Origin of the sequence: Streptomyces sp. NBC_01013, assembly GCF_045162765.1 — a bacterium.
Classification (GTDB): Bacteria; Actinomycetota; Actinomycetes; order Streptomycetales; family Streptomycetaceae; genus Streptomyces.
The window spans coordinates 2,503,630-2,528,746 of record NZ_CP108687.1; the positions used below are offsets into that span (position 1 = coordinate 2,503,630).

Sequence of the window (25,117 nt, forward strand, 5' to 3'; positions counted from 1 at the left end):
GCGGTCGTTGGCCGACCGCAGGCGTTCGTTCTCGACCATGGTCGAGCGGAGGGCCGCGACCAGCTGCTCTACAGATGCTTCCATGATGTTCTCAGCCCTCGCTCGGGTTCCGGGTCGGGTCGGCGGACGCGAGCGCTGCGCGCACCAGGTCGTCGACGTCCATGGTCCTGATCGCTTCGCCGGCCTGTGCGGCCTCGTCCTGCGGGGTGCGTGTGCCGGATGCGGTGGTGGGTGCGGGTGCCGCGGGTCGGGCGGCGAGGTTCAGCAGTGCGTCCAGGAGGCCGGACTCCCGGAGGGCCTCGACCGGGATGCTCGCGAGGGTCTGCCGGATGGAGGCGTCGGTCTCCGCTGCCCCCGGCCCGCTCTGGGGCGGGGCAGTGTCGGCGGGCGCGTCCGGTGTGTTCTCGTCGAGCCCCGGCGGGAGTTCGTCGAGGAGGAAGTCGGCCAGCACCGACGGGCTGGGGTAGTCGAACATGAGGGTGGCCGGGAGTCGGAGGCCGGTGGCCTTCTGCAGCCGGTTGCGGAGATCGATGGCGGCGAGCGAGTCGAGGCCGAGCTCGGTGAAGCCCTTGGAGACGTCGATGGTGGCGGGAACGCTGTGGCTGACCCCGGCGACCTGTTCGCGCACGACGTCCAGGACGGTGCGCCTGCGTTCGGCCGCCTTCATGCCGGACAGCCGCTGTTCCAGGGTCGCTTCGGTGGTGGGGGCGGTCACCGCGGTGACCGCGGGCGCCCGCACCTCCTTGCGGGCGGCGGGCCGTTCCGGCGCACCCAGCACGTCCTTCAGCAGGTACGGCGGTTCAGCTGTGGCGCGGCCATCGCGTTCCACCCGGATCGGTACGAGCACCGGCCGGTCGATTTCCAGGGCCTCGTCGAGAAGGGCGAGGCCCTCGGCGGTCGGCAGGGCCGGCATGCCCATGGTGCGCATGCGCCGCAGGTCGGCGTGGGTGACGCCGCCTCCGAGGCCGGTCTTGGTCTCCCAGAGCCCGAACGCCAGGGACGTACCGGGAAGTCCGGCCGCGCGGCGGTGGGCGGAGAGGGCGTCCAGGAATCGGTTGGCGGCGGCGTAGTTGCCCTGACCGATGCCGACGACCAGGCCGGCACACGAGGAGAAGAGGATGAACGCCTTCAGGTCCATGCCGCGTGTCGCCTCGTGCAGGTTCCAGGCCGCGTCCACCTTGGGACGCATCACCGTGTCGACCTGCTCGGGGGTGAGGGCGGCGAGCAAGGCGTTGTCCATGACCGCGGCCGCGTGGACCACCGCTGTCAGCGGGTGTGCGGCCGGTATCGCGGTCAGCAGTTCGTCGACGGCCGCGCGGTCGGACGTGTCGCAGGCCGCGAGGGTGACATGAGCGCCGAGTCCGTGCAGTGCGTCGCGGAGTTCGGTGGCGCCGGGTGCGTCCTGGCCGCGTCGTCCGACGAGCAGGAGATGGCGTACGCCGTGCCGTTCCACCAGGTGGCGGGCGACGACTGCGCCGAGGCCGCTGGTCCCTCCGGTGATCAGTACGGTTCCCTCGGCATCCCAGGGCAGGGGCACCGTGGGCGCGGTCGCCGGCACCCGGGCCAGGCGGGGCACCCGTACCTCGGCGCCGCGCAGGATCGCCTCGGGTTCGCCGGAGGCGGCCACTGCGGGCAGCGACTCGCGGGCCGTGGCACTGCCGTCGGAGTCGACGAGGACGAACCGGCCGGGGTACTCCTCCTGGGCGGCGCGCAGCAGCCCCCACACCGGTGCCTGCGTCAGGTCCACCGCGGGGTCACCCTCCCCGGAGGGGAGGGCGTCGCGGGTGACCACCATGAGGCGGGACCCGGCGTAACGCTCGTCCGCCAGCCAGGACTGGAGCGTGGCGAGGACCTGTCCGGTCACGGAGCGGACGGCCGCCGGGACGTCGTCGTGGTCCGTGGCGGCCGGGACGGGCAGGACGACGACGTCGGGGACCGGGGCGCCGCCGGTCAGCGCGGCGCCGAGGGCGGCGAGGTCGCGGTAGGCGGTGCCGGGTCCGGCGGCGGGGGTGCCGCCGGGATCGGCGCCGAGCACGGCCCAGCGATCCGTGGCCGCTGCGACGGCCGCCCCGAGGGGCAGTTGCTGGGTGACCAGGTGGAACACGGCCTCGTGTTCACCGCCGCCACCCGCAGCGGCGGCCGCGTTGACCTTGGCCGCGGTGACGGGGCGGACCACCAGGGAGTCGATCGTGGCGACCGGGGTGCCGGCGGGGTCGGTGAGTTCGAGGCGTACCGCGTCCGACCCCTGTGACCGGTGGGATTCGACGGCGGTGATGCGCACCCGCAGCCGCGAGGAGCCCGCGGCGTGCAGGGTGACGCCGGACCAGGCGAACGGCAGCTGGGTACCTCCGACGTCCTGGGGGCGGCGCCCGTCCATGAAGTCGGTGGCGCTCAGCGCCGCGTCGAGGATCGAGGGGTGGAGACGGAAGTCCTTGCCGACGTCCAGGGAGTCCTCCGGCAGGGAGACCTCCGCGAACGTCTCCCTGCCTCGGGACCAGATGCCGCGCAGACCCCGGAACATGGGTCCGTAGCCGTAGCCCTGGCCGGTGAGGTAGTCGTACACACCGGAGATGTCGACCTCGGTCGCGCCGGTGGGCGGCCAGTCGGCCGGGGCGGGGGCGAAGATGCCGGCGGGCGGCGCCTGTCCGCTTCCCGGGGCGAGTACGCCGCTGGCGTGCTTGCTCCAGGGGGCCCCGGCCGGGGCGTCGTCGGCGCGGGAGTAGACGGCGAGTGAGCAGCGCCCGCCCGCGTCGGGTGCGTCGACGACGACCTGGACGGCGAGTCCGCCGTGGGGCGGAAGCGGCATCAGGGCCTCGATGGTGAGTTCCTCCACCACCTCGCAGCCGACTTCCTCACCGGCCCGGATGGCCAGTTCGATGTAGCCGGTGCCGGGCAGCAGCACCGTCCCGAGGACGTCGTGGTCGGCGAGCCAGGGGTGGGTGCGGACGGAGAGGCGCCCGGTGAGCACCACGCCGCCGGCCTCCGGGGAGGCGACCACGGCGCTGAGCAGCGGGTGCGCGGCGGCGGTCTGGCCGAGGCCGGTCACATCGCCGCCGACGGGGTCGGGGGCGTCGAGCCAGTACGAGGTCCGGTCGAAGGCGTACGTGGGCAGTTCGACCGTGCGCCCGCCGCGGCCGTCGAGGACGCCGGCCCAGCTGATGCCGGGTCCGGCGACGTGCAGCCGGGCAAGTGCTGCGAGCAGGGTGGCGACCTCGGGCCGGCCCTTGCGCAGGACGGGCACGCTGAGGGTGTCCGGCGAGTGGTGTGCGGTGGCCTCGGCGAGTGCGGTGAGCACCGCGTCGGGTCCGAGTTCCAAGAAGCGGGTGACGCCCTGGTCCGTGAGGTGGGCGATGCCGTCGGCGAAACGGACGGCATCGCGTACATGGCGTACCCAGTACTCGGGTGAGGTCAGTTGCCCGGCGGTCGCTTCGGTCCCGGTCACATGGGACACGACGCGCATCGAGGGAGCGGTGTACGAGAGCGTCTCGGCGACCTTCCGGAAGGCGTCGAGCATGGGTTCCATGAGCGGTGAGTGGAAGGCGTGCGAGACGCTCAGCCGCTTCGTGCGGCGCCCCAGCGCGGCGAAGTGCTCCGCGACCGCGAGCGTCTCCTGCTCCGACCCCGACACCACCACGGCCGACGGACCGTTCACCGCCGCCAGCCCCACCTCGCCGCTCAGCAGCGGAAGCACCTCGTCCTCCGACGCGGCCACCGCCACCATCACCCCGCCTGCGGGCAGCGCCTGCATCAACCGGCCGCGTGCCACGACGAGTTCAGCCGCATCCGGCAGGGAGAGCACGCCCGCGACGTGCGCGGCCGTGATCTCGCCGATCGAGTGCCCCGCCACCACGTCGGCCCGTGCACCCCAGGACTCCACCAGCCGGAACAGCGCCGTCTCGACCGCGAACAATCCCGCCTGGGCGAACATCGTCCCGTTCAGCAGACCGGCGTCCTCGCCCCACACCACCTCACGCAGGGAACGCCCCAGCCGGGCATCCAGCTCGGCGACCACCGCGTCGAACGCCTCCGCGAACACCGGGAACGCCTCGTACAGCTCCCGACCCATACCGAGCCGCTGCGCACCCTGACCGGTGAAGAGGAACGCCGTCAGACCTTCCGCGGAGGAACCCGCCGAGGTGATGACGTCCGAGCAGTCCCGGCCCGCCACGAGATCGGAGAGCGCGCGCGCCGCCGCCTCACGATCCGCGGCCAGCACCACCGCGCGGTGATCCAGCACCGCACGCGTCGTCGCCAGCGAGTGGCCGATATCCACCAGTGACTCGTCCGGACGGGCCTCCACATGGGCAAGGAGGCGGCCCGCCTGCGCCCTGAGCGCCGTGGCACTGCGCGCGGACAGCGGCAGCGGTACGACGGTCAGCGGTTCGCCGGGGACGCCGTCCGGGTCGTCCTGCGCGGTGGGCGCGGTGTCGTCCAGGGGGGCTTCCTCGATGATGACGTGGGCGTTGGTACCGCTGAGTCCGAAGGAGGAGACACCTGCCCGTCGGGGACGGTCGTGCGCCGCCCAGGTGACCGGCTCGGTCAGCAGTCGTACGCCGCCGGCCTCCCAGTCCACCTGCGGTGACGGCTCGTCGACGTGCAGGGTCCGGGGCAGCAGGCCGTGGCGCAGGGCCATCACCATCTTGATGACTCCACTGACACCGGCGGCCGCCTGGGCGTGCCCGATGTTGGACTTGACCGAGCCGAGCCACAGCGGGCGGTCGGCGGGCCGGTCCTGGCCGTACGTGGCGAGCAGGGCCTGCGCCTCGATGGGGTCGCCCAGCCGGGTGCCGGTGCCGTGCCCCTCCACCGCGTCCACCTCGGCGGGGGTGAGTCCCGCGGCCGACAGGGCCTTGCGGATGACGCGTTGCTGGGAGGGTCCGTTGGGGGCGGTCAGGCCGTTGGAGGCGCCGTCCTGGTTGATGGCGCTGCCGCGGACCACCGCGAGGACGGGGTGGCCGTTACGACGGGCGTCGGAAAGGCGTTCCACCAGCAGGAGGCCGACCCCCTCGGCCCAGCTCGTGCCGTCGGCGGCACCCGCGAAGGCCTTGGAGCGTCCGTCGGCCGCGAGTCCGCGCTGCCGGCTGAAGTCGACGAAGATCTCCGGGGTCGGCATGACGGTGACACCGCCGGCCAGGGCGAGGTCGATCTCGCCCGTACGCAGCGCCTGGCAGGCCATGTGGAGGCTGACCAGGGACGAGGAGCAGGCGGTGTCGACCGTGACGGCGGGCCCTTCGAGTCCCAGCGCGTAGGCGACGCGGCCGGAGGCGATGCTGCCCGCGCTGCCGTTGCCGAGGTATCCGGCCAGGTCGTCGGGGACGTCGGTGACCCGGCTGCCGTACTCGTGGTACATCACCCCGGCGTACACACCGGTCTGACTGCCGCGAAGGGTCTCCGGGTCGATTCCGGCGCGCTCGAACGTCTCCCACGCGGACTGGAGAAGGAGCCGTTGCTGCGGGTCCATCGCGAGGGCCTCGCGCGGCATGATGCCGAAGAACTCCGGGTCGAACTCGGCCGCGTCGTAGAGGAATCCGCCTTCGCGCACGTAGGTGCGGCCGGGGAGGCCCGGTTCGGGGTCGTACAGGGCGTCGGCGTCCCAGCCGCGGTCCGCCGGGAAGTCACCGATGGCGTCGATGCCCTCCGCGACGAGGTCCCAGAGGTCCTCGGGCGAGCGGACCCCTCCGGGGAAGCGGCAACTGATGGCCACCACCGCGATCGGGTCGTCGTCGAGGGCTGCGAGCGGGGTGGCGGCGGGGGCTGCGGTGGTGGCCGATCCGGTGAGCATGGTGTCCAGATATCCGGCCACCGCACGGGAGTTGGGGTAGTCGAAGACCAGGGTCGCGGGCAGCCGCAGCCCTGTGGAGCCGACCAGCAGGTTGCGCAGTTCCACGGCGGCGAGGGAGTCGAACCCCTGGTCGCGGAAGGCCGTGTCGGGTCCGACCGCCTCGGGGGTCGGCTGTCCGAGGACGGAGGCGACCTGGGTGCGGACCGTGTCCAGCAGGACGCGGGCCCGTTCGTCGGGCGTCGCACCGGCCAGGCGGCGTTCCAGGGCGGAGCCGGTGGCGGCCGCCCGGACGGTGCGGCGGGCGGGGGTGCGGACCCGGCCCCGCAGCAGTGCGGGCACCTCGTCGGTGCGGGCGGCGAGCGCGGCCGCGTCGATGGCGAGGGGAACGACGACGGCGTCCTCCGCCGCGAGGGCGGCGTCGAAGAGCTCCAGCCCGCGGTCGGCGGGGAGGGCGGGCAGGCCCAGCCGCCGCATGCGGTCCAGGTCGGCTTCGGTGAGGTCGCCACCGAGTCCGGTGCTGACCTCCCACATGCCGAACGCGACGGACGTCGCGGGCAGTCCGGCCGCCGCGCGGTGGGTGGCCAGGGCGTCCAGGAAGACGTTGGCCGCCGCGTAGTCGGCCTGCCCGGCGGCGAGGACGAGCCCGCCCGCCGAGGAGAACATGACGAACGCGGTGAGATCGATGTCCCTGGTCAGTTCGTGCAGGTGCCAGGCGCCCTCGGCCTTGGGCCGGAGGACGGCATCGAACCGTTCGGGCGTGAGGCTCCCGACCAGGCCGCCGTCGGCGACCGCCGCGGCGTGCACGACGGCGCGCAGCGGGCGGTCGGCGTCGATCCCGGCGAGCAGGGCGGCCAGACCGTCGCGGTCGGCCACGTCGCACGCCGCTATCTCCACCTGGGCGCCGAGGCCCGTCAGTTCCGCGGCGAGTTCCTCCGCGCCGGGTGTGCCCAGGCCTCGGCGGCCGGCCAGGAGAAGGTTGCGTACGCCGTGCTCGGTGACGAGGTGACGTGCGACGAGCGCGCCGAGGCCGCTGGTGCCTCCGGTGATCAGCACCGTGCCCGCGGTGTCCCACGGGGCGGGCCGTGCGGGCTCGGGTGCGGTGGCGCGACCCAGTCGCGGTACCCACGAATCGCCGCCGCGCAGGGCGGATTCGGGTTCGCCGGACGCGACGGCCGCCGAGAGGGCTGCCTCGGTCGCCCCGGACTCGTCCTCGATGTCGAGGAGGTGGAAGCGGCCCGGGTTCTCCGCCTGCGCGGCGCGCACCAGACCCCAGACGGGGGCCTGGGCGGGGTCCACGTCCTCGCCTGGTCGCACCGGCACGGCGCGCCGGGTGACCACCACGAGGGGGGCGGTGCCCGCCTCATGGTCGGCGAGCCGGTCGCGTATCTCGCCGAGCACGTGGTGGGTGAGGGCGCGCACGGCGCCCGGGACGTCCTGGCCGTCGGGAGACGCCGGGCAGTGCAGGACGGCGAACGCGGGGGTGGCGTCGGCCGTCGCGGCGACCGGCTCCGTCCGCTGCCAGACGATCCGGTGGAGGTCGGCGGAGGCCGCACCCGAGGCTGCCGCGATCTGTTCCGGCGAGACCGGGCGGGAGACGAGCGATTCCACGGTGGCCACCGGTGCGCCGCTCTCGTCGGCGACCATGATGGCGGACACCTCGTCGCCGCGTATCCGCTGGATGTGGACGCGCAGTGAGGGGGTCCCGGCGGCGTGCAGGGTGACGCCGTTCCAGGAGAAGGGCAGCAGAGTGGCCGCGTCGGTGGCCGGGTCCGTCAGGAGATCGGCGTGCATGGCCGCGTCGAGGAGCGCGGGGTGCAGCCCGAAGGCCGCCGCCTCGCTGCGGGCGGGGCCGTCGAGCGCCACCTCGGCGAAGACGTCCTCGCCGCGCCGCCAGGCCGCACGCAGGCCCTGGAAGGCGGGGCCGTATGCGTAGCCGCGCTCGCGCAGCCGCTCGTAGGCGGAGTCGACGTCGACCGGGGTGGCTCCGGCCGGGGGCCACTGGGTGAGGTCGAAGGCGGGTTCGGATGCGTCGCGGACGAGGGTGCCGTGGGCATGCCTGGTCCACGGAGCGTCGGGGTCCGCGGAGCCGCGCGAGTGGATGCTGACCGTGCACGCCCCGGAGGGGTCCGGCGCACCGACGACGACACGAAGGGCGACCCCTCCCCGGGCCGGGAGCGTGAGCGGCGCTTCCAGAAGCAGCTCCTCGATGCGGCCGCAGCCGACGTGGTCGCCCGCCCGGATCGCCAGCTCGACGAATCCGGTGCCCGGCAGCAGCACACTGCCCAGCACGCCGTGGTCCGCGAGCCATGGCTGGGTGCCCGTGGCGAGCCGCCCCGTGAGGACGACCCCGCCGTCGTCCGGCGTCGCCACCGCGGCGCTCAGCAGGGGGTGGGTGACCGCTTCCAGACCGACCGCGTCCAGGTCTCCCGGGGCGGTGGCCAGGTCGAGCCAGTAGCGCTGGTGCTGGAAGGCGTAGGTGGGAAGGTCCGGGCCCTGTCCGATGCCGTGGAGGCCGAAGAAGGCGTCCCACGCGACGGTGACACCACGCGTGTGCGCACGGCCGACGGCTGCCAGGAGTTCGCGGACCTCGGGCCGGTTCCGTCGCAGCGACGGGACGAACGCCGTGCCCTCCGCATCCTGGACGCAGTCCTGGCCCATCCCGCTGAGCACGGCGTCCGGGCCGAGCTCGATGTACGTGGTGACGCCGCGGTCCTCCAGGAAGCTGACCGTGTCGGCGAACCGCACCGCTTCCCGGACGTGCCGCACCCAGTACTCCGGCGAGCCCCAGCCCTGCGACAGATCCCCGGACAGACCCGACACGACAGGGATCGACGGAGCGCCGAACTCCAGCCCGGCCGCCACCGCCCCGAACTCCGCCAGCATCGGCTCCATCAACGGCGAGTGGAAGGCGTGCGACACCCGCAGCGCCCTCGTCCTGCGGCCCTGTGCCCCGAACGTCGCAACGAGCTCACGAACCGCTGCCTCCGTCCCCGAGACGACGACGGACCGCGGACCGTTGACCGCGGCGATGCCCACCTCGCCGTTCAGCAGCGGAAGCACTTCGGCCTCCGTCGCCTCCACGGCCGTCATCGCACCGCCGGCGGGGAGCGCCTGCATCAACCGACCACGCTGCACGACGAGTTCAGCCGCATCCGACAGGGACAGGGCACCCGACACGTGCGCGGCCGTGATCTCGCCGACCGAGTGGCCGACCAGGAAGTCCGGGCGCACACCCCAGGACTCCACCAGCCGGAACAGCGCCGTCTCGACCGCGAACAGACTGGCCTGGGCGAACATCGTCCCGTTCAGCAGACCGGCGTCCTCACCCCACACCACCTCACGCAACGAACGCCCCAACCGGGCATCCAACTCCACCAGCACCGCATCGAACGCCGCCGCGAACACCGGGAACGCCGCATACAACTCCCGGCCCATCCCCAACCGCTGCGCACCCTGCCCCGTGAACAGGAAAGCGACCTTGCCCTCGCTGACCACGTCCCGCACCGGCCCGCCACCGGAGGCCAGCGCCTCCAGTACTGCGGCGAGTTCCGTACGGTCGGCTCCCGCCGCGACGGCGCGGTGGTCCAGAGCGGCGCGAGTCGTCGCGAGGGCGTGACCTGTCGCGGCGAGCGCGTCGTCGGGGACGGTGGCGAGGTGACTGAGCAGACGCGCCGCCTGGGCGCTCAGGGCGTCCGGGGTCCTTGCCGAAAGCGGCCAGGCGACCGGGCCGGGCGTGGCCTCGGCCGGCTCGGGCGCCTCCTGCGGCGCGGTGACGGGCGCCTCCTCGATGATCACGTGGGCGTTGGTGCCGCTGATGCCGAACGACGACACGCCGGCGCGACGAGGGCGGCCGTGCGCGGGCCAGGCGGTGGGGCCCGTCAGCAGTGCCACGGCGCCGGAGTCCCAGTCCACCTGAGGTGACGGCTCGTCGGCGTGCAGGGTCGCGGGCAGGGTGCCGTGGCGCATCGCCTGCACCATCTTGATGATGCCCGCCACACCGGCCGCCGCCTGGGTGTGCCCCATGTTGGACTTGATGGAGCCGAGCAGCAGCGGGCTGTCAGGGGCGGGGCGCTCCTGGCCGTACGTCTCCAGCAGTGCCTGCGCCTCGATCGGGTCGCCCAGGACGGTCCCGGTGCCATGCCCCTCGACGGCGTCGACATCGGCCGGGGTGAGGCCGGCGACGCTCAGCGCCCGCCGGATGACGCGCTGTTGGGCCGGGCCATTGGGTGCCGTGAGGCCGTTGGAGGCGCCGTCGGAGTTGACCGCGGAGCCCCGGACGATGCCGAGCACGCGGTGGCCGTTGCGTTCGGCGTCGGAGAGCCGCTCCAGCAGGAGCATGCCGACGCCCTCGCCCCAGCCGGTGCCGTCGGCACCGCTGCCGAACGACTTGCACCGCCCGTCGGTGGCCAGGCCGCGCTGCCTGCTCATGTCGACGAAGGTGTCCGGGGTGGACATGACGGTGACGCCACCCGCGAGGGCGAGGGCGCAGTCGCCCCGGCGCAGGGCCTGGGCGGCCCAGTGCAGGGCGACGAGGGAGGAGGAGCAGGCGGTGTCGACGGTGACGGCGGGGCCTTCGACGCCCAGGGTGTAGGCGACCCGCCCCGACACCACACTGGCGAGGCTGCCGTTGCCGTGGTAGCCGGCCACGTGCTCGGGCAGCGGGCCGAGCCGCAGCCCCCAGTCGTGGTACATCACGCCGGCGAACACGCCGGTGTCGCTGCCGCGCAGGGCGTGCGGGTCGATGCCCGCGCGTTCGACGGTCTCCCAGGCGATCTCCAGCAGCAGCCGCTGCTGGGGGTCCATGGCCTGGGCCTCACGGGGGCTGATGCCGAAGAACTCGGCGTCGAAGTCGGCCGCCCCGTAGAGGAATCCGCCCTGGTCGGTGAGGCTCTTGCCCGGCTTGCCGGGCTCGGTGTCATGGATGTCGGTGGCCCAGCCGCGATCGGTGGGGAACGCCGAGACGACGTCGCGCCCCTCCTCGACGAGCTGCCACAGCTCCTCGGGCGAGGTCACCCCGCCGGGGTAGCGGCAGGCCATGGAGACGATGGCGATGGGGTCGTCGTCGGACGCGGTGGGGGCGGCCGGAGCGCGCCGCCCGCCCTGCTGCTCCGCGTCGCCGCCGAGCCGGGAGGCCAGGTGGTCGGCGAGGGCTCCGGGCGAGGGATAGTCGAAGACGAGCGTGGCCGTCAGCGGCAGGCCGGTGGCGGTGCTGAGCCGGTTGCGGAGTTCGACGGCCGCGAGGGAGTCGAAGCCCATCTCGTTGAACGCCCTGGTGCTGACCACGCGTTCGGGTCCCTCGTGTCCGAGGACCGCGGCCACCTGGGTACGGACCAGGTCGAGCAGGGCCTCGCCGCGCTCCGAGCGGGTCAGGCCGCCCAGGCTGCGCGCGAGGGACTGCTCGACGCTGACCCCGCCGCCGCCGACGGCGCGGCGCGGCGGACGGACCAGGGCCCTCAGGAGAGCCGGTACGTCGTCGGCGCGGGCGTTGAGCGTGCGCAGGTTCAGCCGTACGGGCACGACGGCCGGGTGGTCGCCGGTGGTGATCGCGCGGTCCAGGAGGGCGAGGTTCTCCGCGACGGACAGGGGCTGGAGGCCGAGGCGTTCGATGCGCCGCAGCGCGGCCTCGTCGAGGCTGCCGCCCATGCCGCCGGTGCCGGTCCACAGCCCCCAGGCGAGCGAGGTCGCGGGGAGGTCCAGGGCGGCACGATGGGTGGCCAGTGCGTCGAGGAAGACGTTGGCCGCGGCGTAGTTCCCCTGTCCCGCACCGTCCAGGAGGGTGGCGGTCGAGGAGAACAGGACGAACGCCGACAGGTCGCTGTCGCGGGTGAGTTCGTGCAGGTTCCAGGCCCCGTCGGCCTTGGGCCGCAGCACGGTGTCGAGGCGGGCGTCGTCGAGGGAGTCGACCAGTGCGTCGTCGAGCACCCCCGCCGCGTGCACCACGGCGCTCAGCGGCAGCCGCTCCGGTACTGCGGCCAGCACCCCGGCGAGCGCGTCGCGGTCGGCGGCGTCGCAGGCGGCGATCACGACCTCGGCACCGAGCTCGGTCAGCTCGGCGCGCAGCTCCTCGGCGCCGGGGGTGTCCGCTCCCCGGCGGCCGGTGAGCAGCAGTCCGCGTACACCGTGTGCGGTGACCAGGTGCCGGGCGACCGTGGCGCCGACACCGCCGGTGCCACCGGTGATCAGGACGGTTCCGTCGGTGCGCCAGGGAGTGGCGGCGGTGTCCGGCGCCTGAGTGGTGCGGGTCAGCCGGGGGACGTACAGCCGGCCGTCGCGCACGGCGATCTCGGGTTCGTCCGAGTCGGCGGTGAGGCGCAGCAGTTCGTCCGTGTCGAGGGAACCGTCGGTGTCGAGCAGGAGGAAGCGGCCGGGGTGTTCGGCCTGTGCCGAGCGCACCAGGCCCCAGACGGGTGCCTGGGTGAGTGCGGCCTGCTCACCGGGGGCGGCTGCGACCGCGCCCCGGGTGAGCACGGTCAGGCGCGCGGTGGCGGACTTGTCGTCGGTGAGCCAGTCGCGGACGGCCGACAGCGTGGCGCCGAGGACGGTGCGGACGTCGGCGGCGACGTCGGGGCCGGTCGGTGCGGGGCAGACGTGGACGACCGCGTCGGGGTTCGACGGGGCGGTGGCCGGGGTCGGCAGCGGGCTCCACCGGACGTGGTGGAGCGCGTCGGGGTGGGCGGTCGCGGCCAGTCCGCCGGCCGCGAGGGGCCGGACGAGGAAGGAGTCGACGGAGGCCACCGGGGCTCCGGTGGCATCAGCCAGTTCGAGGGCCACCTCGTCGGTACCGGTGGCGGTGACGCGTACCCGCAGCGTGGTCGCGCCCGCTGCGTGCAGGGTGACGCCGGTCCAGGCGAAGGGCAGCAGGATGCGGCCCTGCGGGCCGTCCGTGGCGGCCGCTGTGGCGAAGTCGGTGGCATGCAGGACGGCGTCGAGCAGGGCGGGGTGGAGCCCGTAGGCGGAGGCCGGGTCCCCGGCCGTCTCGGGCAGCCGCACCTCGGCGTACACCTCGCCCTCCCCGGCCTTCCAGACCGCTCGCAGTCCGTGGAAGGCGGGGCCGTATCCGTATCCCTGCGTGGCCAGGTCGTCGTAGAGGCCGGTGATGTCGAGGGGCTCGGCGCCGGGGGGCGGCCAGGTGCCTGCCGCGAAGTCCGTGGCCGGGCCGGCGAGGTCCCGGGGGGCGAGGCGGCCGGTGGCGTGACGGGTCCACGGGGCGTCCGCGGGGGCGTCCTCGTCGCGTGAGTAGAAGGCGACGGCGCGACGGCCATCGGCGCCGGGGGCGTCGACGACGATCTGGAGGGCGACGCCGCCCGTGGTCGGCAGGGTCAGCGGGGCCGCCATGACCAGCTCGTCGAGGCGTTCGCAGCCGGTCTGTTCGCCGGCCCGGACCGCGAGGTCGACGAACGCGGTGCCGGGCAGCAGGACATGGCCGTCGATCACGTGGTCGGCGAGCCAGGGGTGCGAGCGCAGCGAGACCCGTCCGGTGAGGACGGCGCCTCCGGTGTCCGCGAGGCCCACCACCGCGCCGAGCAGCGGGTGGTCGGCGGCCATCTGGCCGAGCGCCGTCGCGTCCCGGGCGGCGTCGGGGGCGCTGAGCCAGAACCGCTCGCGCTGGAAGGCGTAGGTGGGCAGCTCGACGCGGTGGGCGCCGGCGCCGGCGAAGAAGGCGTGCCAGTCGACGCGGGTGCCGCGTGTGTGGGCGACGGCCAGGGCGCTGAGCAGCTGGTGTGCCTCGTCGTGCCCGCGCCTCAGGAGCGGGGTGAACACGGCGGACGGGTCGGTGCTCGCACGGCCCATGGCGCAGAGAACCGGGTCGGGTCCGAGTTCGAGGAAGGTGGCGACGCCCCGGTCGGCGAGGGAGGCGACGGCGTCGTGGAAGCGTACGGGCGCGCAGATGTGCCGTACCCAGTACTCGGGGTCGGTGAGTTCCTCGGCGGTGGCGAGCCCGCCGGTGAGGGCGGAGACGACGGGGAGCTTCGGCGCGGAGTAGGTGAGGATCCGGGCGATCTGCCGGAACTCGTCGAGCATGGGTGCCATCAGCGGCGAGTGGAACGCGTGACTGACCCGGAGCCGCTTGGTGCGGTGGCCGTCGGCCTCCAGCCGGGCGGCGAGGGCGGTGACGGTGTCCTCGTCCCCGGACAGGACGACCGAGCGGGGGCCGTTGACCGCGGCGATGCTGACCGTGTCGCGGCAGTGCGCGAGGAGCGGCTCCACCGTCGCCTCGTCGGCCTCCACGGCGATCATGGCGCCGCCCTCGGGCAGGGCCTGCATCAGCCGGCCGCGCGCGGCGACGAGGGTGGCGGCGTCGTCGAGCGAGAGCACGCCGGCGACGTGCGCGGCGGTCAGCTCGCCGATGGAGTGTCCGGCCACGTAGTCGGGGTGGACGCCCCAGGACTCCAGGAGCCTGAACAGCGCGACCTCGACGGCGAAGAGGGCCGCCTGCGCGTACATGGTGCGGTCGAGCAGGGCCGCTTCGGGGGTGTCCTCATCGGCGAACAGGACGTCCCACAGGGAGCGGTCGAGCTGGAGGTCGAGATAGCCGATGGCGTTGTCGAGGGCCTTGGCGTAGACCGGGTAGGCGTCGTACAGCCGGCGTCCCATGGCGAGGCGCTGGCTGCCCTGGCCGGTGAAGAGGAAGGCGGTGCCACCGCCGGTGACCGACGTGAAGATGCCGGGGGCGTCGCGGCCGTCGGCCACGGCCCGCAGCCCGTCGAGGAGGCCCGCGCGGTCGTCGGCGAGCACCACGGCGCGGTGCGGCAGCGCGGATCGGGTCGTCGCCAGGGAGTGGGCGAGGTCGAGCGGCCGGGCGCCGGGGGTCTTCTCGACGTGTGCCAGCAGGCGTCGGGCCTGGTCGCGCAGGGCGGCGTCGCTCCTGGCCGAGAGCGTCGCCGGAAGGGCCCGCCCGTCCTCGGCCGGGGTGCCGTCACCCTCGGCGGCGGCGCTCTGCGTGCTCTCGGCCGGGGGTTCCTCGACGACGATGTGGGCGTTGGTGCCGCTGACGCCGAAGGAGGAGACGGCTGCCCGGCGGGGGCGCTCGCCCGGAGCCCACGGCACGGGTTCGGTCAGCAGCCGGACGTCGCCCGCCGACCAGTCGACGTTGGGCGAGGGGGCGTCCACGTGCAGCGTCGCGGGCAGCAGGCCGTGGCGCATCGCCATGATCATCTTGATCAGGCCGGCCGAGCCCGCCGCCGCCTGGGTGTGCCCGATGTTGGACTTCACGGAACCGAGCCAGACCGGTCCCCCGGTGCGCTCCTGCCCGTAGGTGGCGATCAGCGCCTGCGCCTCGATCGGGTCGCCGAGCGTGGTGCCGGTGCCGTGCGCCTCGACCGCGTCGACGTCGCCGACGGTGAGTCCGGCGTCCGCGAGCGCCTGGCGGATGACCTGGCGCTGGGCGCGGCCGCTCGGCGCGGTCAGGCCGTTGGACGCGCCGTCCTGGTTGATCGCCGTGCCGCGCAGGACGGCGAGGACCGGGTGGTTGTTGGCCCGTGCGTCGGAGAGGCGTTCCAGGACGAACACACCGGCGCCCTCGGCGAACGCGGTGCCGTCCGCCGCCGCGGCGAACGCCTTGACCGTGCCGTCGGGCGCGAGACCGCGCTGCCGGCTGAACGCGGTGAACACCCCGGGGCTGCCCATGACGGCGACACCGCCGGCCAGCGCGAGGGTGCACTCACCGCGCCGCAGTGACTGGACGGCGAGGTGGAGGCCGACGAGCGAACCCGAACAGGCGGTGTCGACGGTCAGCGCGGGGCCTTCGAGGCCGAGCGTGTAGGCGACCCGGCCGGAGACGACGCTGGGTGCGTTGCCGCTGAGCAGGTATCCGTCCAGGCCGTCGGGCGCCTCGTGCAGGCGCATCGCGTACTCCTGCGGCTCGGCGGCCACGAACACGCCGGTCCGGGTGGAGCGCAGGGTCTGCGCGTCGATCCCGGCCCGCTCCACCGCCTCCCACACCGTTTCCAGCACGAGGCGCTGCTGGGGGTCCATCGCGAGCGCTTCACGGGGGCTGATGGAGAAGAAGTCCGCGTCGAACTCGGCCGCACCGGACAGGAATCCGCCGTGGCGGGCGTAGGTGGTGCCGGGGGTCGTGGGGTCGTCGTCGAAGAGCCGGTCGAGGTCCCAGCCCCGGTCGGCGGGGAAGTCGTCACGGATGTGGGTCCCCTCGGCGACGAGCTGCCACAGGTCCTCGGGGGACGACACCTCACCGGGGTAGCGGCAGCCGATGCCGACGACGGCGATCGGGTCGTCGGTGGCGATGCCCGGCGCGAAGACCGGATCGGGCAGGTCCGGCAGGCCCAGGGCCTCGGTGCGCAGGTGTGCGGCGAGGGCGGCCGGTGAGGGGTGGTCGAAGGCGACGGTAGGGGGCAGCGGGAGGCCGGTGGCTGCCATCAGCCGGGCGTGCAGGGCCACCAGCGCCACGGAGTCGAGCCCCAGCTCGCGGAAGGCGCGCGCCGGGTCCACGCTCTGCGTGGTGTCCGGCCGGGTCTGCCGCAGTACCGCCGTGGTGCTCGCCCGCACCAGGTCCAGAAGCACCCGGGTCTGTTCCGAGGTGGGGAGGGATTCCAGCTCACGCACGAGTGCGGCCTGCTGCACCGTGCCCCCGTCCGGCACACCGTCGGTGCCAGAGACGAAGTTTTCCGACTCAGTCATCTGCACTCCACACAATTGTCGCCCGTCACCGGACGGAATTCACCAAGGAACCGCACCACTGCGGGTCACGCTATGAAGGCGAAAGGCCGCGCACAGCCCCTACGGCCCCCCTAAGTCTTAGGAACTCTCCTGCGATTCGCCGCCGGAGAGGGACCGGTTTCCGGCGGGTACGATGCCGGCGCCGCCATGGTCGCGGGCGCCACCGGATTCCATCGCCGTCCGGTCGAACGCCCTTTGTACGTAGGACAGATCGGCGAGCAGCCCCGCCGAGGTGACGTCCCGGGCACGGGGCGGGCCGACGAGTCCGCCCAGCGGCAGCCGCCCGATACCGGCCCACCGCAGCCGGCCGTCGCCGTCTATGTAGCTGCGGGCCCGGCCGTGATTGTCGGGGTGGAGGCAGTAGGGGATGTCCAGAGCCCCCTGCCTGAAGGCGAGTTCGAAGGCGTGCCCAATGTCGGAGGACAGCTCGAGTACACCCTCGATCAGGGCTCTGGCCTCCAGGTATGTCTGCGAGTCGGCGTCGGCGGGGGCCGGCTCGCCGAGCCGCGCCGTCCTCGCGGTCCTGGCCGCCGACTCCAGTGCGGCTACGTTCTCCGCGACGGTCGGGATCCGACGGGATTCCGCCACCGTCTTCACGATGAGCCTCTCCGAACCGGAGTCGACCGCCAGGCGCGTCGCCTGGTCGAGCAGCAGATAGGCGCCTTCGTCCGTGGTCGGGTAGACGCCCATGTAGGCGTAGATGACCACGTGCCAGTTGGCCGTCGGAAGCAATTCCTCGCAGAGCCGCCGCAGCGCCGCGACCGCTTCCCGGTCCTGCTCCGGGTGGGTCTGCTGGGCATAACTGAGTGACACGCTGCGTATTCCGTGCTGGCAGAAGAAAAGGGCTTCGAGCACACTGATCGCCACCAGTTGGCTCGGTGGACACAATTGCCCGAGCATGCAGCCGCCGAACGTCTCCAGATGCGGTTCCATTCCCGATTCCCGCAGCTGTGCGAAATCCTCGGTGCAGCGGACCCAGTTCCGTACGGACTCGTCCAGCGGGGTGCGTCCGTAGGGGAGGCAGTAGGAGACGGGGCCGCCCTCGGTGGCGTTGATCAGCGTCCTGCGCAGCGCGGCGAAGATGTCCCCGGGGACGGCCGATCCGTGCCGGACCTGGACCGGGAACGCCTCGTCCCTGATCCCCGCGAGAACCTGCCCGGTCACGGCCGGGTCGTAGCTGACGATGGGGTAGCCGTTGAGCCCGGCCCCGGCGCGCAAGGCGCTCTCCACCGAGGCGAGTTCGCCGACCCTCGTATAGCTGTCGAGAGTGACGGTGCCGACCGTCGCGGCGTCGGCGGCGCGGGTGGCGGCCAGCCCGGCGCGCATGGTGGCGGGGTCGCTGAACCCCATGCGGGGCTGCACCACCAGATCACCGGCACGGCTTCTCGCTCGGACGAAGGCTCCGAAGTCAACCGGGCGCGCCCCCTCGGCCGTCCGCCGGAGCGGGTGCGCGCCCGGTCTCACGCGTCAACCTCGGTGCGCTCCAGGGAGCGGGGGGCGGTGGAGAGGGTGCCGACGAACCGGCTGAACTCACGTGCGGCGGTGGAGGCGTCGTCGAAGACGGCATCGAACCCGGCGGAGATCAGCTCACCGATCGCCGCGTCGCTCTGATGCCCGGCGACGCCGAGCTTCCCGCCGATGACCACCGGAGTCGAGGCCAGCTCACCGCAGGCGCGCAGCGCTTCGATGACGCGCAGCCCGTCCTGGTGCCCGTGCCCGTTGACACTGCTGATCACCACGAGGTCGGGGGCCGTCTCGCGGCAGGCTTCCACGAGGATCCGGTCCGGTACGCAGGGGCCCAGGTTGATCACCTCGTAGCCCAGCTCCTCGATGAGGAGCTGGAGGAAGACGAGGTTCCAGGTGTGCGAGTCGGAGGCCACGGTCGTGACGACGACCGTGCCGCGCCGGGCGCCCGCCGGGCTCACGGTGCCCGTGGCGCCGCGCATGAGGCCGGTGCTCATACGTTTTCTCCCTCAGCGGTGTTCGTGGACGGATCACCCAGGGGCGCGTAGGAACGGCTGTGCTCGATCCGGGAGACGGACAGCACCCTGTCCCCCCGCACGATCACCTCGGTGGGGGCCGGACGGCCGAGGAACATCAGCAGGCTGGCGGTCGGCCCGTAAGCCCCTGCGTTGGGGATCGTCACGAGGTCACCGGGCGCGAGCGCGGGCAGGTCGATCTCCCGGCCGAGGATGTCGCCGGGAGTGCACAACGGGCCGACCAGGCTGGCCGATTCGACGCACTCCCCCGATTCGGTCCCGACGGCGACGGGCAGGAGCCGGCCGAGTCCCGACATACCGCCGAAGGTGTTGATGCCCGCGTCGAGGATCACGAACTTGCGGCCACGGCTGACCTTGACGTTGCTGACCGAGGCGACGAGCGTGCCGCTCGCCCCGACGAGGTAGCGGCCCGACTCGCAGGCGAGCTCGGGGCCCTCGGTGCGCCACTGCGGGAAGTGGGTGTCCAGTGCGGCCGCGAGTTCACCGCGCAGCTTGGGGTACGTGCCGCGGCTGCCGGGCACGGCGTACGGCACGGTGAAGCCGCCGCCGATGTCGAGGAAGCGCAGGGGAAGGTCCAGTTCGCGCTGGAGGCGGGCGGCCAGCTCGATGGTGTGCTGGAACTCGCCGACGAGGCTCTCCTCGTCCTTGGCGTTGCTCAGTGGGAAGAAGTGCATCCCGGTGATGCGGACGCCCGCGATCGTCCGCAGTTCGGGGACGACGTCGGTCAGGGTCTCGCTGTCGAAGCCGAACTGCGAGGGGGTGCCGGTCATCCGGATGCTGCTGGTGGCACTGGCCGACGCGCTGTTGACGCGCAGCAGGCAGTCGGCGGTCACACCGTTCGCCAGGGCGGCATCGGCCACATGGCGGACGTCGGAGACCGAGTCGGTGGAGAAGACGCGGACACCCAGGCGGATCGCCTCGTCCAGCTCGCCCGGGGTCTTGCCGGGGCCGGTGTAGAGGCAGTCCTCGCCGCGGAAGCCGGCGGCGAGGGCGGCCTCCAGCTCGCCGGTGGAGCTGATCTCGGGCCGGCAGTGGCGGCCTTCGCCCTCACGCAGGGCCCGGACCAGTCCCGGGTGGGGGTTGGCCTTGAGGGCGTAGAAGAGGGTGAACTCCTCGGGCAGGGCGTCGAACAGCTGCTGCCGTGCCGCGTCGAGCTCGTCGAGGTCGTACACGTACAGCGGTGTGCCGAAGCGTTCGGCCAGTGCCTGGTAGCGGCTCATCGCCCTTCCCCGTCGATCATCTCGGTCAGTACCTGCCGGGCGTTCTTCCCGTGCAGGCTCAGCGGTAGTTCGTCCAGGACCCGGCACAGGGCGGGTACCTTGGCCGACTCCAGGCGCTCGGCCAGTTCCTTCAGGACGGTGTGGGGGGCCAGTTCCGTCTCGGCGAAGATCACCAGGTCGCGGGTGTCGGTGGGGGGCAGCGCCGTGGCGGTGCGCACCCCGGGGATGTCCATGGCGGCGGCTTCGATCTCCACCGTGCTCATCCGGATGCCCTTGCGCTTGAACATGTCGTCGCGACGGCCCTCGAAGTAGAGGTAGCCGTCCTCGTCGAGCCGTCCGTAGTCGCCGGTGTGGAGCCGCAGTGCCCCGGTGTCGGGGTCGCGGCGGAAGGTGCGCGCCGAGAGTTCGGGGCGGCGCCAGTAGCCGGGCATGACGTGCGGTCCCACGGCGACGATCTCGCCTGTCTCGCCGGTCGGGAGGGACCGGCCCTCCGCGTCGAGGATGAGGACGGTGGTACCGGGCAGGGGCAGACCCACCGACTGAGGGCGCTCGTACTCCTGGTCCGGCGGCATGATGGTGACGCGCTTGCATTCGGTCTGGCCGAACTGGCGGACCACCTGGACACCGGGGAACGCCTCGCGCAGGGCGGCGACCGCGTGGTCGGGCAGCGCGGCACCGGTGTTGGTGAACATCCGTACCGGGGGCGGGTTCTGGGTGTCACGCCGGGCGAGGGTGCCGATCATCGTGGCCAGCGACGGCACGATGGGGACCACGGTGGCCCCGGTCTCACGCATCCGCCGCAGCAGTACGAGGTCGGACTCGCCGCCGTCCAGGACCAGTTGGGAGCGCCCCAGGCAGGCGAGCAGCACCTTGTAGAGGCCGTAGTCCCAGGAGATCGGGAAGCGGCAGAAGACGACGTCGTCCGGCCGGTACGCCAGCACTTCCTGGATGGCGCGTGAGGCGAAGGTGACCTGGGCGTGGGGGCACACGACCGCTTTGGGCGCGGCGGTGCTGCCGGAGGTGTAGACGAGGAACGCGGTGTCGTCGGCGCTGATGTCGAGGGGCGGGGGCGCCGGGCGCCCGGCGGCCTCCTCGACGTGGGGCCAGATCGTCCGGAGGTCGTGCACGGGGAGTGCTGTGGCACGTCCGAGGATCTCGGTGCTGGCCCCGTCGCCGATGACCAGGGAGGGTTCGGCATCCTCGATGACGGACCGGAGGTGGTACTCCTTCATCGCGGGGTTGAGCGGCACCAGGATCACACCGAGGCGCGACGCCCCGTAGACCATGGCCACCAGCTCGCGCCGGCTGGGGAGCTGCACGACCAGCCGGTCACCGCGGGCCGCACCCTGTTCACCGAGCCATGCGGCGAAACCGTGGCTGAGTTCGGCCATCCGCCGGTATGTCACCTCGCCGGCGGAGTCGTGCAGGCACTGTCCGTCCGGGGTGTCCGCGGTCGCGTCGTCGAGCAGGGAATGGACCGTCCCGCCGCTCCCGTGCGCCGTCGGCGCGTAAGTGGTGTTCGGATTCTCCACGGTTCCAACGTCGCTTTCGGGTGTGGGTGGGCGGGCGCCGGCGCCGTCACGCGACGGGGAGCCGGACGCTTCGGAAATGTGCGGAGGCCCCGGAGCGGCCGGGGCACGGGCCCGGAGGGGAGTGGGTCCGTGCCCCGGCTTCCGGGGGGGGTGGTCGATGCCCGAGAGCGTTCGCCCGCCAGGAAATGCGGGACAGCTCTCAGTCGGCGACGCTCAGCGCCCCGACCGGGCAGACGTTGACGGACTCCAGGACTTCGTCGCGCAGCGTCTCGTCAGGCGTCTGGATCAGCAGCACCACCTTGCCGTCGTCCTCGTTCTGGTCGAAGACGGCGGGCGAGGTGATCACGCAGGACCCCGCCGCGACACAACGCTCTTTGTCGACGATCACACGCATGGAATTCTCCTTTACCAGGTCACCGGCAGCTCGTGGACGCCGTCGATGAGGGCGTTGGCCTTGAAGGGCAGTTCGTCCAGGGCCGCGTCGAGACGCAGTCCGGGGATGCGCCGCAGCAGGGTCGTGAAGACGACCTCCAGCTGCATGCGGACGAGCATCTGGCCCGCGCACTGGTGGCGGCCGAAGCCGAACGCCACGTTGTGGCGCGCCTCGCGGCGGGTCAGGTCCAGGGTGTTGGGGTCCTTGAAGACCGCCGGGTCGTGGTTGGAGGCGGAGAGCGAGCAGATGACGCCCTCGCCCTTGCGGATCAGCTGCCCGCCGATCTCGGCGTCCTCCAGCGCGACGCGGACGGTGCCGTGGTCGGAGATGCTGGAGTAGCGGGAGAGCTCGTCGACGGCCTGTCCCGAGAGCTCGGGGTGCTCGCGGAGCCAGTCGGCCTGCTCGGGGTGCTGGAGGAGGACGAGGGTACCCATGGTGATGCCGTTGACGGTGCTCTCGTGGCCGGCGGCGATCATCGCCCGGACCAGGGCGCTGATGTCGGACGGCTCCAGTTCCTTCTTCTGGTCGTTGCGCTGGAGCAGGCTGCTGATCAGGTCGTCGCCGGGGTTCTTCTGCCGCTCGGCGATCAGCTCGTAGAGCAGCACCTCGACCTCGGCGTTGGCCGAGGCGTGCTCCTCGGCGCTGCCCTGGGTGACGAGGAGGGTGACCCAGCGGTGGAACAGGTCACGCGACTCGTGCGGAACGCCGGTGAGCTCGCACATACCGATGGAGGGGACGGGCATGGACAGCATGGAGACCAGGTCCACCGGGCCGCCCTGGGCCAGCATCGCGTCGATGCACTCGTCGACGATCTCCTGGGTACGCGGCCGCATCGCCTCGACGCGCTTCACGCTGAGCTCCGGCATCAGCATCATGCGGTGAGCGGTGTGCTCCGGCGGGTCCATGTGCAGCAGGGCGGGCTTGACCTTGCCGAGCAGTTCCATGGGGAAGTGGAACTGGAGCGGATAGCCGGGGTCGGCCATGTTGGAGCTGAACCGCGGGTCGACCAGCATCTGCCGGACGTCCTCGTACCGGGTGAGGAGCCAGGCCTCGCGGCCGTTGAACTTGAGCTTGACCCGGGAGACCGGCTCGGTCTCCCGCAGCTCCGCGTACTGCGGGGCGGGGTCGAGGGGGCAGCCGGTGCGCTCCAGGGGGAACGGGCGGGGCTGGGCGTGCGGGCATGCGTCGACGAGATCGGACATGGTTCCTTCTCCAGAGGTCTCTGCGCTCGGTGGGTTACGGCCTCTCCCGCGACGGGGAGTCACTCCCTGTCGCGGGAGAGGCCGTGAGGGGTCGCGCTGTCAGCCGCGGGCCTTCTCGATGGAGGCGCGCACGGCCGCGGCGGTGCGGGCGATGTTCTCGCTGAGCGGCAGGGCGCGCAGATCGGCGGAGAGGACCTCCACCGACGGGGTGAGGTCGACGCCCTTGGCGTCCAGCGTGTGCAGCAGCGCAGTGATGTCGAAGTCGCCCTCGCCGGGCAGCAGACGCCCGCTGAGGACCTCGTTCATGACGTCGGGGGACGGGGTGCGCGGGGCGTCCGCGAACTCGACGGCCGCGATCTGCGCACCCGTGAGCTGGTCGACAGCGCCGAGGCCCGTCGGGTCGCGGAAGAGGTGCCACATGTCGATGAGCAGACCGGCGTTCGGGCGGTCAGCGGCCACGATGATGTCGGAGGCGACCTGGTAGGTGAAGCCGGGCATCACGGCCATGGCTTCGAGGGAGATGTTCAGTCCGCGCGCGGCGGCACGGTCGCACATCGCGCCGAAGCGCTCGGTGAGGACCTCCGTGGGAGGCATCTCCACGCCGGGCGGGTAGACGGCACACGACTTGACGGCGGGAATGCCGGCCAGCACGGCCAGCTCGAAGAGGCGGGTCTCCGACTCCAGGGCAGGGCCGCTCTCCTCCGGACCGGCGTTCCAGCCGAAGTGGACCTCCAGCTCGTGCAGCCGGACCCCGTACTCGGAGAGCAGGCCGCGCAGCTTGTCCGCCGAGTGGTCGGCCAGGAAGGACTCCAGCTCCTCGACGGCCATGCCCATCGAGACACAGTTGTTCTCGGCCAGCGCCGCCAGCCGCTCCTCCAGCGTGTACCGCACCGGCTCCTGCCAGACCGACCCGGTCAGCTGCAGATAGGCGAATCCCAGGTCGGTCCTGGTCAGAAGGGTCATGGTGTACCTCTCGCTCGAAAGTCCGCGGCCGGTCCTGGTGCCGGTGGCAGGACGCGGCGCCGGCCTGGGCGCGTCCGTGGAAACTGCTCGGGTCCGGGGCAACCGGGCCGCGCTCAGGCGGCGAGGCTCCGGGGGACGGGCCGCAGCGCCGTCCGCGGGTCGACGGCCACCACGTCGAAGTTCCTGGTGGTGACGGGGACCCGGCCGAAGAGGCTGTCCGGACCCGCGACGTACAGCTTGCCGACGCCGTGCCGGCGCAGGGATTCGACGACGGCAGGCCATCGAACCGGGCGGACGAAGCCGTCCAGCAGCATGGTGCGGACCTGGTCGCCGGTGGTCAGCAGGGTGCCGTCCTGGTCGGCGACGACCGGGATCCGGGGGTCGTGGAAGGTCAGCGGGGCGAAGAGTTCCTCCTCGGCCCGCTGACGCAGGGGGGCGAAGACGCTCGCGTGCATGGGCGGGCGCATCGTGTACAGGGGCAGACCCCCGACCGAACGCAGCCGCTTGCCGAGCCACTCCAGCACGGTCGCGCGCAGCGACACCATGTAGAAGTCCTCGTCGACGTGGCAGGAGATCTCGTACCACTCGCCGCGCTCGTCGAGTTCGGCGAGCACCCGGTCCAGTTCGGGGCGCGGGACGCGGGTGAAGGAATGGGTGACGACGTCGTGGTGGTTCTCGGCGAACCAGGACTCCAGGAGCCTGGCCCAGCCGGCGGTCAGGCGGACGGCGTCGGCGAAGTCCAGGACGCCGGTGTGGGCCGCCGCGGTCTTTCCGCCGAAGCTGGGTCCGACGCAGAGCGCGGGTTCCGGGTCGAACCGGTCCTGCGCCCAGGTGGCGAGGGCGAGGCAGTTGACGAGGAACGCGACCTGCGCGTACTCGCTGTAGTCGCCGTCGGTCTCGCGGTAGCGGTCGACGAGCGAGTAGCCGAGTGCGTGGTCGGCCTCGGCGACGAGCCGGCGGGCCACCGGGTTGACCAGCATGAACTTGGCCGAGTCCTGGAAGCGCGTGGGGCTCATGCCGGGGAAGACCAGCGCACCTCCGGTACGGAAGTCGTCTCTCATGGGTGTCCTGCCCTTCAGCACGTCGTCCCGGCGCGCTCAGCCCGTCGGGCGCTTCGTTTCCGAACCGGTCGGGCTCCAGGCTGAGGTCTGCCCGCCGCCGCCAAAACCCCTAAGGTTCGCGGGTCCCAATTCCGTTGACGCCCCTCGGCCGTGAAGGCGCGGCGGCCCACCGTACGGACGGCGTAAAGGGACTTCGCTTCCACCCGCCGATGCCCCGTAGAGCCCCTAAGGGTCCCGTGTCCGCGCC

At 72.8% G+C, this 25,117-nt stretch carries 9 protein-coding genes; all 9 read right to left on the reverse strand.

Features of this window, described 5'->3' with window-relative positions; translation table 11 throughout:
- Positions 1–91: 91 nt before the first annotated feature.
- Positions 92–16,420: an SDR family NAD(P)-dependent oxidoreductase gene (locus tag OG538_RS10490; RefSeq protein ID WP_406092353.1), complete on the reverse strand. Its 16,329-nt coding sequence runs from the start codon at positions 16,418–16,420 to the stop codon at positions 92–94.
- Between the two features lie 117 nt (positions 16,421–16,537).
- Entirely contained in the window at positions 16,538–17,923 is a 1,386-nt protein-coding gene (locus tag OG538_RS10495) for a methylaspartate mutase (RefSeq protein WP_406092355.1), read from the reverse strand.
- A complete protein-coding gene (locus OG538_RS10500; RefSeq protein WP_406092357.1) occupies positions 17,920–18,420 on the reverse strand; it encodes a cobalamin B12-binding domain-containing protein in 501 nt (166 codons plus the stop codon). The genes OG538_RS10495 and OG538_RS10500 overlap by 4 nt, the downstream gene beginning before the upstream one ends.
- The gene (locus OG538_RS10505; RefSeq protein ID WP_406092359.1) at positions 18,417–19,679 is read right to left on the reverse strand and encodes a type III PLP-dependent enzyme; all 1,263 of its coding nucleotides are present in this window, start codon (positions 19,677–19,679) and stop codon (positions 18,417–18,419) included. The genes OG538_RS10500 and OG538_RS10505 overlap by 4 nt, the downstream gene beginning before the upstream one ends.
- Positions 19,676–21,211, reverse strand: coding sequence for an AMP-binding protein (locus OG538_RS10510; RefSeq protein ID WP_406092360.1), 1,536 nt, complete (start codon positions 21,209–21,211; stop codon positions 19,676–19,678). Before OG538_RS10510 ends, OG538_RS10505 begins: the two co-directional genes overlap by 4 nt.
- Before the next feature lie 199 nt (positions 21,212–21,410).
- Positions 21,411–21,605: a ferredoxin gene (locus OG538_RS10515; RefSeq protein ID WP_406092362.1), complete on the reverse strand. Its 195-nt coding sequence runs from the start codon at positions 21,603–21,605 to the stop codon at positions 21,411–21,413.
- An 11-nt stretch (positions 21,606–21,616) separates the two neighbouring features.
- Positions 21,617–22,846 carry a cytochrome P450 gene (locus tag OG538_RS10520; protein ID WP_406092364.1) on the reverse strand — a complete coding sequence of 410 codons (1,230 nt, stop codon included), beginning with the start codon at positions 22,844–22,846 and terminating at the stop codon, positions 21,617–21,619.
- Between the two features lie 99 nt (positions 22,847–22,945).
- Complete coding sequence (locus OG538_RS10525; RefSeq protein ID WP_406092366.1) at positions 22,946–23,809, reverse strand: sugar phosphate isomerase/epimerase family protein; 864 nt, start codon at positions 23,807–23,809, stop codon at positions 22,946–22,948.
- A 113-nt stretch (positions 23,810–23,922) separates the two neighbouring features.
- Positions 23,923–24,789 carry an ACP S-malonyltransferase gene (locus OG538_RS10530; protein WP_406100053.1) on the reverse strand — a complete coding sequence of 289 codons (867 nt, stop codon included), beginning with the start codon at positions 24,787–24,789 and terminating at the stop codon, positions 23,923–23,925.
- Between the last annotated feature and the right edge of the window lie 328 nt (positions 24,790–25,117).

Excerpts from the sequence above, each read along its gene's own strand:
- OG538_RS10520 (WP_406092364.1), bottom strand. The coding sequence starts at position 22,846 with ATGTCCGATCTCGTCGACGCATGCCCGCACGCCCAGCCCCGCCCGTTC.
- OG538_RS10525 (WP_406092366.1), bottom strand. The coding sequence starts at position 23,809 with ATGACCCTTCTGACCAGGACCGACCTGGGATTCGCCTATCTGCAGCTG.
- OG538_RS10490 (WP_406092353.1), bottom strand. The coding sequence starts at position 16,420 with ATGACTGAGTCGGAAAACTTCGTCTCTGGCACCGACGGTGTGCCGGAC.
- OG538_RS10515 (WP_406092362.1), bottom strand. The coding sequence starts at position 21,605 with ATGCGTGTGATCGTCGACAAAGAGCGTTGTGTCGCGGCGGGGTCCTGC.
- OG538_RS10530 (WP_406100053.1), bottom strand. The coding sequence starts at position 24,789 with ATGCTGGTCAACCCGGTGGCCCGCCGGCTCGTCGCCGAGGCCGACCAC.
- OG538_RS10500 (WP_406092357.1), bottom strand. The coding sequence starts at position 18,420 with ATGAGCACCGGCCTCATGCGCGGCGCCACGGGCACCGTGAGCCCGGCG.
- OG538_RS10505 (WP_406092359.1), bottom strand. The coding sequence starts at position 19,679 with ATGAGCCGCTACCAGGCACTGGCCGAACGCTTCGGCACACCGCTGTAC.